General features: G+C 49.0%; 12 protein-coding genes. 10 read left to right on the top strand and 2 right to left on the bottom strand.

The features are described from left to right. Positions 1-45: 45 nt before the first annotated feature. Positions 46-1,077: a M23 family metallopeptidase gene (locus C0638_RS01840; protein WP_058710849.1), complete on the bottom strand. Its 1,032-nt coding sequence runs from the start codon at positions 1,075-1,077 to the stop codon at positions 46-48. A 122-nt stretch (positions 1,078-1,199) separates the two neighbouring features. On the opposite strand from C0638_RS01840, the gene cls reads away from it, so the two are divergent. Next, a complete protein-coding gene (gene cls / locus C0638_RS01835; protein WP_013369851.1) occupies positions 1,200-2,630 on the top strand; it encodes a cardiolipin synthase in 1,431 nt (476 codons plus the stop codon). A 194-nt stretch (positions 2,631-2,824) separates the two neighbouring features. Further along, positions 2,825-3,769 carry a YitT family protein gene (locus C0638_RS01830; RefSeq protein ID WP_013369852.1) on the top strand — a complete coding sequence of 315 codons (945 nt, stop codon included), beginning with the start codon at positions 2,825-2,827 and terminating at the stop codon, positions 3,767-3,769. A gap of 68 nt (positions 3,770-3,837) precedes the next feature. On the opposite strand, the gene ligD is transcribed toward C0638_RS01830, so the two are convergent. Continuing rightward, positions 3,838-4,740, bottom strand: coding sequence for a non-homologous end-joining DNA ligase (gene ligD, locus C0638_RS01825; protein WP_013369853.1), 903 nt, complete (start codon positions 4,738-4,740; stop codon positions 3,838-3,840). A 206-nt stretch (positions 4,741-4,946) separates the two neighbouring features. Here ligD and C0638_RS01820 point away from each other — a divergent pair, with 206 nt between their 5' ends. The 8 genes from C0638_RS01820 (at position 4,947) to C0638_RS01790 (ending at position 13,729) form a co-directional block, all read left to right on the top strand. Beyond that, a complete protein-coding gene (locus C0638_RS01820; protein ID WP_233902271.1) occupies positions 4,947-6,218 on the top strand; it encodes a sulfotransferase family protein in 1,272 nt (423 codons plus the stop codon). Then, on the top strand, positions 6,215-8,140 hold the full coding sequence (locus C0638_RS01815; RefSeq protein ID WP_058710851.1) for an asparagine synthase-related protein: 1,926 nt from the start codon (positions 6,215-6,217) through the stop codon (positions 8,138-8,140). The genes C0638_RS01820 and C0638_RS01815 overlap by 4 nt, the downstream gene beginning before the upstream one ends. Positions 8,141-8,192: 52 nt before the next feature. After that, positions 8,193-8,321: a paeninodin family lasso peptide gene (locus C0638_RS25110; protein ID WP_013369856.1), complete on the top strand. Its 129-nt coding sequence runs from the start codon at positions 8,193-8,195 to the stop codon at positions 8,319-8,321. A gap of 137 nt (positions 8,322-8,458) precedes the next feature. Beyond that, complete coding sequence (locus tag C0638_RS01810; protein ID WP_058710852.1) at positions 8,459-9,502, top strand: dephospho-CoA kinase; 1,044 nt, start codon at positions 8,459-8,461, stop codon at positions 9,500-9,502. Continuing rightward, a complete protein-coding gene (locus tag C0638_RS01805; RefSeq protein WP_040101899.1) occupies positions 9,489-9,791 on the top strand; it encodes a lasso peptide biosynthesis PqqD family chaperone in 303 nt (100 codons plus the stop codon). Before C0638_RS01810 ends, C0638_RS01805 begins: the two co-directional genes overlap by 14 nt. Position 9,792: 1 nt before the next feature. Beyond that, complete coding sequence (locus C0638_RS01800) at positions 9,793-10,278, top strand: lasso peptide biosynthesis B2 protein (RefSeq protein ID WP_013369859.1); 486 nt, start codon at positions 9,793-9,795, stop codon at positions 10,276-10,278. Between the two features lie 44 nt (positions 10,279-10,322). Continuing rightward, positions 10,323-11,849 (top strand): nucleotidyltransferase domain-containing protein, encoded by a 1,527-nt coding sequence (locus tag C0638_RS01795; RefSeq protein WP_102163317.1) that lies wholly within the window; start codon positions 10,323-10,325, stop codon positions 11,847-11,849. Positions 11,850-11,869: 20 nt separating this feature from the next. Further along, entirely contained in the window at positions 11,870-13,729 is a 1,860-nt protein-coding gene (locus C0638_RS01790; RefSeq protein ID WP_058710854.1) for an ABC transporter ATP-binding protein, read from the top strand. Position 13,730: the final 1 nt, after the last annotated feature.

Here is a 13,730-nt window from a genome sequence, read left to right as displayed (position 1 = left end):
GAACGTTTTCCTCCAATCCTTTATGGTAAGTATTTTGCAAAATCCTTATTGTACATACAGCAATGGATCGACAGGTTGGTTATGCTTGACGATCTGAAAATGAAGATGAGGTCCCGTGCTTCTCCCTGTACTTCCCAGCAGGCCAATGGTCTGTCCTTTGTGAACACGGTCCCCGGGAGCTACCTGCATCCCGCTTAGGTGCATATACCAGCTTTGGAGTCCGTCAGGATGCTGAATGATGATGCACTTGCCACGGGCTCCGCTGGAAGCGGCCTCTAGCACAGTGCCTGCCCCTGCCGCATAGACAGGATCACCGGATTGACCGGCAATGTCCACGCCGGAGTGAAAAGCGGATCTACCTGTAAATGGGTCGCTGCGATAGCCGAAACTGGAGGTCATGCGCCGCGAACCAACAGGCCAAATGGAGGGCCTCCCTTGTTCAGCAAGTGCCAGTCTGCGGGTCTGGAGCAGCTGTGCGGCTTGTTGGCGCTCCAGGTTCTGCTGGACGGCATTTGCCTGTTGAATAGAGCGCGGAACCGTACGCTCCACAGTGTCTAGCAGAGCTTCGATTTCCTGAAAATCATCCATGACCTGGCGGGCTAGAAGAGCTGTATTTTCATGCACTGCGATCAATTCGCCCCCAGTATGGCCGGAAGCATCCCAGGAGAGCGGGGTTATGGTTGATTTATTGCTGCTTGCGCTGGAGGAATTTCCGTGTTTACGAATGAATTGCTGCATTTGTTGTTCCAGCTCTGTTACACGCTGGAGACGTTCGCGAATACTGGTGGCTTGATTCGTCAGCTCCATGACTTCCTGCCGCAGTCGCCCAATGGCTGCGTCTTTGTCTGCTACTGTGACCTCCATCTGCAAACTCTGGACAGCAAGATTGGTTTCCATTTGGGAAATAATATGGGAAGAACGGATTTGCAGCCCGATCACGAGCGTAGAGATTGATGCGATCACAAGGGTCGGGACGAGAATGACAGCGGCTGCGGAGCATTGTAGCTGCTTGGGCGGTTGCTGTGCATCCCGAATGACAAGCAGGGTCATCCGGCGATTTAGGCTTCCTTTTTTCATAATCGCTCCTTTCCGGACATCGCTCCTATAGTGCTTGGTTACTATCTATTCAGCTTAAGAGGCAAACATGTCAAAAAAATTGGAGCTTTGTATAAAACGTAGATATATAAGGAGGCTTAGACATGCTGTGGTTGCTGTTGGTTTTAATTATTTTTATTTTTCAGACCGGGACGATTCTGCTCTTTGAATTTCGCAAGCCGTCCAAAGCGGTAGCCTGGCTCTTTATTTTGTTTTGCTTCCCGCTTATTGGTTTTGTGGTGTACTATTTTGTTGCACAGGATTACCAGAAGCGCAAAGTGGTTCGTAAAGCAGGATCGCAGCTATTTCGTGAATTCCGTGAACGTCTGTGGGCGCAAACCAAGGTGATTGAAAATGTAGAGCAAATGCACAATCCCCATTTTAAGCATCAGGAGCGTCTGTTTAACCAGTTAATTCGTATGTCGGAAAACCCGTTGACAGGCTGCAACCGTACACGTGTGCTGACGAACGGGGAAGAAACCTTTGAGGCTATGCTGACAGCGATGGAACAGGCACAACATCATATCCATGTGGAGTTTTACATATTTCGGGCAGACGAAATCGGAAAAAAATTTCAGGAGGTCATGATCCGTAAGGCACGCGAGGGAGTTAAGGTACGATTCATTGTGGACGGCGTAGGGAGCTACAATTTACCCTATTCATTTATTCGCACCTGTAATGAGGCTGGGGTCGAATTTCATTATTTTCTACCGCCGTTTTTCGCCACGCTGGACCGCCGAATTAACTATCGCAATCACCGGAAAATCGTAGTGGTGGACGGCACAATCGGATTTGTGGGGGGAATCAATGTAGGCGACGATTATCTCGGAAAGTACCCCAAAGTGGGGTTTTGGAGGGATACGCATTTGCAGATTGAAGGAGATGGCGTCTATTTTCTGCAAAATGTGTTTCTTAGCGATTGGAAGCTGGCTTCGGGAGAGAGGCTGATGGACGTGAATTTATTTCCTCCACATACCTGCACAGGGGATGAGGAAGTACAGATTTTGAGCAGTGGTCCCGATCAGGTATGGGACACGATTCAGGAATTGTGCTTTGGAGCGCTCACGGTTGCCAAAAAGCGGATTTGGATAACGACGCCGTATTTTATTCCCGATCCGGGGATTTATGAGGCGCTGAAGCTGGCGGCCGTCAGTGGCATAGATGTGAAAATTATTATTCCCTACCAATCAGATTCAAAACTGGTTCACCTGGCGTCACTGTCCTATGTACAAGATTTGCTTGAGGCGGGAGTGGAGTTCTACCAATATCGAAAAGGATTTATCCACGCCAAAGTGGTAATTGTGGACGATTTGCTCGGCTCGGTTGGTACCGCCAATATGGACATGCGAAGCTTTTTCTATAATTTTGAGTTGACCGCTGTACTTTTTGCGACTTCGGCGTTAAAACGGCTTTCGGCAGATTTTGTAGAGGACATTTCCAACTCTTCAAAAATAGATTTGAACGTGTTCCGCAGACGTCCTCGATCTCAAAAAATAGCTGAAATTCTAACTCGCATGCTCTCTCCCCTCCTTTAGAGGCGGTTTTCGCCGTTTTTATCAATATAATCCCGCTTTATTGTGATTTATGTGCTCTTTGCTAACTTTTTTGCGCAAAATCACAGTTTTATGATATACTAATCATATAACTAAGCGCCGTAAAGGAGAGGGGACTGCGGAGAGCAGCCCCTTTTTCGGTCTAATATACCATACTGTAACGGGGGGATTTATATATGAGTGTAGTGAGCAAGGAAGTCCAAAATCTGTCTGAGATCACAGATGTAACCGGAGAGTTGACCAAGATCAGCAAAATTCCAGCTAATCCAAAGAACAAAGTAAAACGCTTATTACAGCGTGCAGCCATGATCGTGGTTGGTGCAGCGCTGATGGCAGTGGGATTGGAAATATTCCTGGTTCCTAATGGCGTTATTGACGGAGGCGTTACAGGTATCTCCATTATGGCCTCCAAGATTACTGGTTATCCGCTCGGTATTTTCCTGACCCTGTTGAACCTTCCATTTTTACTTATCGGTTACAAACAAATCGGTAAAACCTTCGCTTTATCCACATTATTCGGCATCGTCGTTATGTCCATCGGAACTGCGTTACTTCACAATGTAAGTGCATTGACTCCTGGGGAACCGCTGCTTGGCGCTATCTTTGGGGGTGTCATTCTCGGCGTTGGGGTAGGTCTTGTGATTCGGTCCGGCGGCTCGCTGGATGGGACAGAGATCGTAGCTATTCTCGTCAGTGAAAAAACTCCTTTTTCGGTCGGTGAGATCGTACTGTTTGTTAATATTTTCATTCTGGGAAGTGCGGGTTTTGTGTTCGGTTGGCCGAATGCCCTGTATTCCATGATTGCTTATTATATTGCTATGAAAATGATTGATATTACGATTGAGGGTCTGGATCAGTCCAAATCGGTCTGGATTATTAGTGATAAATACCGTGATATCGGAGATGCCCTGACGGACCGTCTTGGACGGGGTGTAACTTATCTGGAAGGTGAAGGCGGCTTTACAGGCGAGAGCAAGAAAGTGATTTTCGTCGTCATTACCCGACTGGAGGAAGCGAAGCTCAAGAGCATCGTTGAGGATTGGGACCCGCACGCCTTCATTGCGATTGGTAATATTCACGATGTGAAGGGCGGACGTTTTAAGAAAAAAGGAATACACTAGCGCAAGGGGACAATTTCTCAGCCTATGGCTGCGGGGTTCGTCCCCTTTTTTGTGCTTCAAAGCATGGATTAGGTTGGGTGTGTTTTGGAACGCATATGCTTGAGGAGGTCCTCTACAGGCTGGGGAGGAACCTTGTCGATCAAGTCGCCTATCTGGTTTAACCGTTCTTCAATATTCAGCAAATGGTAATCCAGTGGTGACACATCCTGCCGTACCTCTTCCCAGGTTAGTGGAGTGGAGACCGTAGCGCCGGGACGTGCCCGTGGAGTATAAGGAGCGGCTAAGGTTTTTCCCTGATAATGCTGCAAATAATCAAAATAAATGGCTGTTCCGCGATCCTTCTTTAATCGTTCCAGTGTGAATAGATGCGGGTGCTTTTCCGTTACAAATTGTCCAACCAACAGTCCGATGCTGCGAAGCTCGTCAAAGGTTATGCCTGGACGGATCGGGACGATAATTTGTACACCCGTGGCCCCGGAGGTTTTGGGGACAGAGTCCAACCCAAGCGAAGCTAATACTTCGCCTACAATGGAGGCAGCCTCCATAATGCGTGGCTCGACCTCTCTGGATGGATCAAGATCAATCATCCATTCACAGGGCAGTTGGCTTCCTGCTAGGTGCAGAGAGGGATGAAATTCCAACGCAGCTTGATTACCAAGCCAGAGTAGTTGGGGCAGCTTGCCAAGCACGATATACTCAATGCCATCATGCAGAGCGGTTTCAATGTAGTCTGGCCGAGGATGTGGGGCATTTTTCTGATAAAAAAAGTCCCCATGAATCCCATGTGGCCAACGGATGACAGTCAGTAGACGCTGATGGCAATATTTGAGCAGGAAGGGGGCCAATACCGCAAGCTTGCGAAGATATAGCGCCTTAGTTACACCTGCTTCGGGCCACAGCGGTTTATCCGGGTTTGTGATCGCAATTTCGTGACCTTCAATCGTAATCGTACCTTTAACAGCTCGTCCCATAGTGCTATGCTCCTTTGGCTAACATGCAGCAAGATCATTATTTACAGACAGCTGGCTGCACTTCTAAATCTACATAAGGTTTAACATGAACGTGCAGCACAGAATTTATCCATTAAAGGGATTGACAAGATACACTATGTATCATAAATTATAATAAAAATACGATGTGTATCTATTAAAACGTCTTGAGCAGAGGTAGAGGAGGAATGTGCTTGATTGAAAAGCAAGGCGGAAAGCTAGTATTTTTGTTGAGTGTCCCTCGAAGTGGAAGCTCGCTGCTAACCGCCATTTTGCAAAACCATTCCCGTCTGTTTGCCACGCAGGAAATGTGGTTTCTGCTCAGTTTATATGATCTTCCTCAGTCACATGCCCGGCCATATGGAGGAACAGGAATACTCCGGCAATTTTTTAAAGGCATGGTCCCTCCACAGGTATTGGAGCAGGCCTCTCGTTCGTATGCACTTGAAATATATAATGGCCTGCTTGAAGGGACGACCGCTGATATGCTTATCGACAAATCACCGCGTTACTATACAGTGCTTGAATTTTTAGACCGTTTGTTCCCGGCTGCCCGCCGAGTATGGCTTATCCGCAATCCTTTAGCCATCGTGGCCTCGTTTAAAAAGGTTAATCAGCTCCGGGGCGGACACTTTCACCTGCTGAAGGAACTGGGGAGTCCGCATTTTAATATGAAAATGACAGATATTACGGTTGGTTTGTTCCGTTACGCTCATTATTTTGCCACACCTCATCCACTTGCATACCCGCTGATGTATGAACAGCTCGTAGCCAATCCAAGGATGGAGATCGAGAAGCTGTGTCATTTTCTGGGGATCCATTATGAGTCGGGAATGGAAAGGTACGGGAACTTTGCGAATACGCCTCAATCCAGTCTTTTTTATAGCATGGGAGCGGGTGATCCGTTTGTCATGGAGCATGAACAGGCGCATCAGAATTCGGTACATAGCTGGCAACATCTGTTGAGTACAATGGAAATTGAACTGTATTGCAGAAGTATTGGAGCTCGCTTGTTTAGGCAGCTTGGTTACGGGGAGGCGCTGGAACAGGCTGAGCAGATGACTGGAGTCCGTTTTGAAGATGATCCGGATGTAGAGCTGTTGAGTCGACGTACACACCAATTTCTCCAACAAAGTGGCTTTGAATGGAAGGCAGCTTATCGGATGCTGGAAGAACACGATGCAGATAACAGAGGATTCATGACAAATGCAACCCGTCATGCAGCACCTCACAACCTGGCAAGGATGGATATATCACAGGTCGTGAGTGATAGACGAATTCAATCGCTGGAAAACAGACTGGCACATAGCTTTGAAGAGCGGAACCGGCTTATCGAGCAGCTCCAAAGCTATCAGCGCCCTAGCCAAGGTATCGGATCCCGCCTATTTGCCCGTAAGCTCGGGCGCTGGGCGTCTGTAGTATTATCAAGTATCGGAAAAGAAAAAGGGGGGAGAACGTGAGTGCAATTGCCGGAATCTATAGATTTGGGCATGAGTCTGTATATGCTGAAGAAGGCGAGAGAATGATGCAAACTCTGCAAAAATATCCCGCTGACCGCGTGTGCACTTGGTGTGAAGGTTCCATTTTTTTGGGATGTCATGCCCAGCATGTGACCCCCGAATCTGTCCATGAGCGTCTTCCCTTCTATGATGAGCTGAGAGATTTGGCCATTACGGCCGATGCGATCATTGACAATCGTTCTGAGCTGTTTGAACGGCTAGCAGTTGAGCAGGGGCGGCGACAAGGTATCACGGACAGCGAGCTGATTTTGCTGGCATATGACAAATGGGGTGTAGATGCAGCAAGCTATCTGATAGGTGATTTTGCCTTTGTCATTTGGGATGCTAAGAAACATCGGTTATATGGTGCTAGAGATATGACAGGCAATCGTACGCTGTACACCTACCAATATGACGGAGGATTTGCGTTTAGCACGGTAGTTGCTCCGCTATGGGTTCTGTCCTCTCTGCGAAAAGAACTGCATGAACCATGGCTGGCCGAATTCTTATCGATCCGTGCAATGCAGGAATCCGTCGATATTGGAACGACCGTCTACAAGCATATCAATCAGTTGCCTCCTGCACATTGGTTCACCATGGAAGAGGGAAAGCAATTGCTCCGTAAATATGCATGTCTGGATGAGGTAGAGCCGCTGCGGTTCAAAACAGGGGGCGAATACATAGAAGCTTTCCGCGAGGTATTCTCACAGGCGGTAACTGCCCGATTACGGACGCATCGCGCCGTAGGGGCTGCCCTGAGTGGGGGATTGGATTCTGGAGCGGTTGCCAGCTTTGCCGCACCAGCGCTGCACTTACAACACAAGCCGCTACATGCCTACAGCTATGTACCTGTTCAAGATTTTACAGATTGGACACCGCCTACATTACTGGCGAACGAACGCAGCTATATACAGTCCACAGCTCGCTATGTGGGCAACATTCATGAAAATTATATGGATTTTGAGGGGAAAAGTCCGTTTTCTGAAATTGATATTTGGCTGGAGTTGATGGAGGCTCCCTACAAATATTTTGAAAACTCCTTTTGGATCAGAGGTTTTTATGAGAAAGCACAGGAACATAATGTCGGTGTTCTATTGACTGGGGCACGTGGTAATTTTACCGTATCGTGGGGACCTGCAATGGATTATTACGCCCGTCAGTTTCGTCGTTTACATTGGCTGCAATCCTTGCAGGGAGTGTGGCGATACAGCAAGCTTACGGGCAATCGTATGTCTCATCTACTACCTGTGATGTTGAAAAAAGCCACTTCACTTGAAGCCCGTACATGGTTGCGACGCGGCAATCGAAGTCCGATTCCTTCACTGATTCACCCGGAGTTTGCCAAACGGATGAATGTAGAAGATATTCCTGTATTGAGTGGAACAGGTTGGAGGAAAAATGCCGATCAGACAAGAAAAGAAAAGTTTTCGAATTTGGCGATTGCCAACAAAAATGGTGTTATGGCGACCAAACTTTCACTTCGTTATGGCCTGTGGGAACGTGATCCGACCGGGGACAGTCGTGTAATTCGCTTTTGCTTATCGGTGCCTTTTGAACAATATGTACAAAACGGTCGGGACAGGGCCCTCATTCGTAAAGCTATGCGTGATCATCTCCCTGATGATGTTCGGTTGAACCAGCGGGTACGCGGCGTACAGCCTGCTGATTGGCTACATCGTATGCTCCCTTGCTGGGACACGTTTATGGGAGAACTGCAAGTGATGTGTCATGATTTGCGAGCTGCCGAATATCTCAATATGGACTACATTAAGACGACTATGGCGAACTACCGACATTCCCGTCCGGAGCAGGCCTCTGATCCGAATATACGACTGTTCATGCACAGCTTGATCGTGTACCGTTTTCTCTGTGGATTGAACTGATTCTTTTTTATCTGGTCAGACGGGTGCCATTCGTGGGAGGGGAGGTGATGAGATGAGTAAAAAAGAATGGCAGGAACCTACGATTGAGGTACTGGATATTAACCAGACTATGGCGGGTAAAGGCTGGAAGCAGATTGACTGGGTGTCAGACCACGATGCCGATTTGTATAATCCTAGCTAATCGATCATTATACATGGGCCGATGCTGGACTGAGAGCCGAATAGCTTTATGATCACGAGCCGTCTTTATTTCTTTGGGGGTAGGTTGGACCCAAAGAAATAAAGACGGGATTTTAAGAACAGGGGAGTGGTTCTAGCGTGCATGACAGGAGTACCCATATCCGTCGGGTGAAATACACAGCCTTTGGACTCAGGATTGCCAGTGAGCTGACCTTACCGGAGTTAATCCCGGCAAAGCAGGGAGTGGGAGAGGATGTGGTCATTCGACAGGCTGATTTGTCAGCATGGAGGGACCAACTGGAGCAGACCAATTTTGTAATGCAGGGTGAACGCTTTATGTTCCTAATACCGGGCACGGCCATTTATGCCATCAGGGGAGGCCAGGAAATCGAGGTAAGTATGTTACCTGGGGCTGATCCTGACACCGTGCGGCTGTTTGTACTGGGCACATGCATGGGTGTTCTACTGTTGCAAAAACGGATTTTGCCTATTCACGGAAGTGCGGTTGCCATCGGAGGTCGGGCCTACGCATTTGTAGGTGAATCCGGCACGGGAAAATCGACGCTGGCTGCTGCCTTTAGACAGGCTGGCTATCAGATGATCAGTGATGACGTGATTGCTATAAACGTTACAGCTTCCGCAGCCATCGTATATCCGGCATATCCGCAGCAGAAGCTGGGGCTGGAAAGCTTGCTTCAACTGGAGGGATTACGGGAGAACAGGCATGTACGACAAAGAAAGCACGTTCTTTCCCTAACTGACGACAATCCTGTAAGGGCACAATACCGAGATTTGCGTAGGATCGCAGGTGAGTTCAATAAATATGCCGTGCCTGCTGCGGACAAATTTTATAACGATCCGCTTCCCCTGGGCGGCGTATTCGAGCTTGTGAGCGATTCTCCCAACCGTGAGTTGATGCGGGAAGGGGAGTCAGTGGCCGTTACGGAACAGCCCTTGAACAAACTGGAGTGCTTGCATACTTTACTACAGCATACATATCGTAGGGTGATCATTCCGCGATTGGGTTTGGGTGAATGGTATTTTGATACAGCGGCCCGGATGGCTCCGAAAGTGGAAGGCTGGCGACTGCTGAGGGATAGCTCCTTTTTTACGGCGTCCGAGGTTGTACAACGGGTACTTGAACTCATTCATAAGGAGGAAAAGAGTTATGGCAGCCACTGATCCAGCTAAGGATCATTATCGCGTCACGTATGGTGAAGAGGTCTATGTAAGTGATATGGACGGAGAAAAAGTGATGATGAGTATTCATACTGGAAAGTATTATAATTTGGGCTTCACCGGAGGACGGATCTGGGAACTGGCAGAATCCAGTCCTTCACTTGGAGATATTGTAACTGTCCTGATGAATGAATATGAAGTGGACGAGGAACAGTGCAGACAGCAGGTACATACCTTTGTAGCTGAATTGGAGCGGGAAGGATTGCTGAGACTCCTGCGGGAGTTGGACTAACATGCGGATACAACGGCTTCTTCTCTTGCCTCCAGAGGTCAGGAGATTGTTCCCGGAAGCCTGGCTGGAGCTGGGATGCGCGAGATTTCGCCAGCGTCGTTCTTTTGGAGATTACTCGGGGGCTTGGGGAAAATGCATGGAAGAAACTCCCTGGCAGTGTGAGATCGGGCAGGAGAAGTCTATCCGTCACATTTCACAAGCTGTGGATTTGGCCAGCCGTTATACTCCTTGGCGCAGTAGCTGTCTTGTACAAGCCGCTGCCGCTATGACGTTGCTGGTACGCAGAAAACTGGACTGCACACTGTATCTGGGCACAGCCAAAAATGCTGCGGGACAACTGGCCGCACATGCATGGGTACGCAGTGGGCCGATCTATGTTACGGGAGAACGGGAGATGGGGGCGTTTACCGTAGTGGGAATATTCGGGAGACGTGCTGGGACAGCTACAAATACGAAGACAGCGGATAAAGGCAGTTCTTTGTTTTAGTGTGAGAAAAAAAGAGTGTTCAAAGAATCGAAGGAGAAGAATCCATGACTACCAAGTCTATTTTGGAACTTGCGAATTGGAATGAGGATCAAGAATTCACGTTATTACTCTCTCTACTTCGTAAAGACGTCAATCTATGGCAGGATACGACGACTGCTTTCCAGCTGCAGGAGATGGATTGGTCACGCTTGCTGCGTCTGACAGAACACCATCGTGTGGTACCTACAGTGTATCTCCAGCTGAAAACGTTGAATTACCCGTTCATCCCCGCAGAATTGCTGCGAAACCTTCAGGCACAATATCAACGAAACACGCTACGCATGCTCCAGCTCCAAGCAGAAGCCGAGCGTCTGACCAGGCTGCTCACAGCTCATGGAATCCGTGTGCTGATGCTGAAGGGTCCTGCTCTGGCGCAGCAATTATACGGGGATGTTTCCCTGCGTACCTCTAAAGACATTGATTTACTTATTGCCCCGGATGACATGGATGAAGCGGAGCATTGGATGAAGGAAGCCGGATATGCGTCCAAAAGCGGAGAAGTACGCGTCCTTGGTAGCTGGAAGTGGAAGGATCATCACGCCTCCTTCCTACATCTGCAAAAGAGGGTAGAAATCGAGTTGCACTGGCGGCTTCACCCGGATGGAGGGCGGGAGCCCTCCTTTGACGAGCTTTGGGACTGTCGGCAAATGGGGAAGGCCGCAGGAGTTCGAGCCAGTCAGATGGCACCGGCGACTTCTGCCGACAACAGGAATGTGATGACATCCTGTATGTATACGCTTGGCAGCGAGCATCAATTTCTATACTTGAGCGCACACGGAGCGCGTCACGGCTGGTTCAGGCTGCGCTGGTTAGTGGACATCGACAGGCTTGCGGTACGCGCTGTCAATTGGGGGGCGCTACTGCCGCTAATGCGCCGTTACGGGGGCCTGCCTGCGGGCGGGCAGGCTTGGACGCTGGCCGCTGCGCTGTTGGGTACGCCGATCCCGGAGCCGATGCGTCCGATATCGGCTACCCGGCAGGCGCACAGGCTTGCGCTGAGCGCGCTGGCCTTTATGCAGGCCAGCGTCCCCGCGCCGTACCCGGTTGCCAATCGGGCGGGTACAGGCAGACTCGTTCGGTCAGAGCTGTTGCCCAGCGTAGCTTTGACCGAGTCGATGAATACCGCCCCTTTGAGTGGCGGTATTTCAGCCAGTGGAGCCGTAGGCGAAGCTGTTCTTTACGCCGTCAAGGATGCTGCTGACATACCGAAAGATGCCAGCAGTATCCTTAGTGACCCGATGAATACAGTGAACACTGCTGTAAGCAGCCTTTCCAAGCCTGTAGGTGCTACTACAGTCGCCCCCAGTCCAGCCATTGCTGGAGCTACAACAACAGCGTTTACCCCTCAGCCGGTTAGCCGCGCTTACTTGCTTTCCTTAAAGGAGCCAAGGCACAGACTATGGTATCTCATCAGCCGTTTGTTTCCTTCTACGAGGGATTCAGTCGTTTTTCCACTGCCTCGCCAGCTGCATTTTTTGTATATTCCTTTACGTCCATTTCTTTGGCTGAAGCGGCGATTTACAAAGCACTGACCCGATAAGGAGTGTACATTATGACTCACCTGCGAATATATATGACCAAGCTGTATGCTGTGAACGGCGGGGCGTTAATTCTTAATATTGGATGTATGATCATCGTCAGCTTACTGGAAGGTGTCGGCATTTATATGCTTATTCCTATGCTGGCGGCCATCGGTGTATTTGGTGGTCATTCAGAAATGCCATTTCTGTCGGATGGATTTGATTATTTTTTGCCGTACATTCCTAAAAGCTGGCTGTTGCCGGGGATGTTAATGCTTTTCGTAGTGCTGCTTACAGGGCAGGCTTGGCTTCAGCGTTACCAGTCCATTCTCAGCTCGCGGATTCAGCAGCGTTTTATGCGTTGCCTTCGCATAGACGTATACACTTCCTTTATGAAGGCGCAGTGGGCTTTTTATTTGCGTCAGCGTAAATCTGATTTTAGCCACGTGATGACGACCGAGCTGGCGCGTGTCAGTCAGGGAACGAATTTGCTCCTTCAACTGACCACAGCCGTCATGTTTACTCTAATCCAGATTACGCTGGCTTTTTGGTTGTCCCCTTCTTTAACCGGGCTGGTGTTTTTGAGTGGACTGGTGTTGTTTGTCGTGTTCCGTCGCTCCATCCGAAATGCCAAACAATTAGGTGATCGTACCACTGAACTGTCACAGGTTTATTTTGCCGGAATTACGGATCATATGAACGGGATGAAAGATATTAAAAGCAATCTGCTGGAAGCGGCGAATATCCATTGGTTTCGCTCTCTGACACAGCGTATGGAGGATAATACGACTCAGTTTGTTCGGCAAAATGCGACCACACAGTTTTTTCATCGCATAGCGGCAGCTGTTTTTGTCGTTAGTGTCCTATTTGTGTCGCTCCAGTGGCTGTATGTTACACCTGAAAAACTGATTGTGCTCATCCTTATATTTTCCCGCTTATGGCCCAGGTTTGCCCTTATTCAAGCGAGCCTGGAATACATCATGTCTATGATCTCTGCTTTTGAGAGTGTAACCAAAGTGCAACGAGAATGCGAGGCTTTCTCAGACCCCTCGTTGATCGGGCTTACATCTTCTAAGGCTCATGTCCCATTCGATTCATCGGTATATCATCTACCATCTATATCTGCACGGCAACCCCTATCCCTTCGTAATGGAATAGAATGCAGCCACTTGGATTTTTGCTACGAGGGTGCGGTAGAACCTGCACTACGTCATATTAATTTGTTCATACCCGCCCGGGGAATGACCGCCATTGTAGGCAAATCAGGAGCAGGCAAAAGCACCTTGGTTGATGTCCTGATGGGTTTTTTACGCCCAACTGAGGGACAGATTAAAATCGATGGTCATGTGCTGGATGACGAATTGCTGCCGCTGTGGCGGCAGTCGTTTGGTTACGTGTCACAGGACCCATTTCTGTTCCATGCGACCGTCCGCGAAAATTTGAAGCTGGCTGATGAGGATGCCAGTGAACAGCAGCTATGGGAGGCGCTACATTTTGCAGCCGCAGACAACTTTGTATCCAGACTGCCTGAAGGGCTGGACACGGTCATTGGTGATCGCGGGATCCGTCTGTCCGGGGGAGAGCGTCAACGGCTGGTATTAGCGAGGGCCATTTTGCATCATCCTCCTGTACTTATTTTGGATGAAGCGACAAGTGCGCTGGATGGTGAGCATGAGGCTGCAATTCAGGCAGCATTGGAACGGATGAAAGGTCAAATGACGTTGATCGTGATCGCTCACCGTCTGTCAACGATCAGACATGCGGATCAAATTGTTGTAATGGATCAAGGTGAGGTCATACAGCAGGGAAACTACCGCCAATTGGAAGAAGAGGAGCGGGGGGCGTTTAGTCAGCTACTATCGTATCAAAGCAGTATCAGCGCCGCCCCTTAAT

Origin of the sequence: Paenibacillus sp. lzh-N1 (assembly GCF_002872435.1) — a bacterium.
In the GTDB taxonomy this organism is placed as follows: Bacteria; Bacillota; Bacilli; order Paenibacillales; family Paenibacillaceae; genus Paenibacillus; species Paenibacillus polymyxa_C.
The sequence above is the reverse complement of the archived record's forward strand: the minus strand, read 5'-3'. Positions and strand labels throughout refer to the sequence as shown.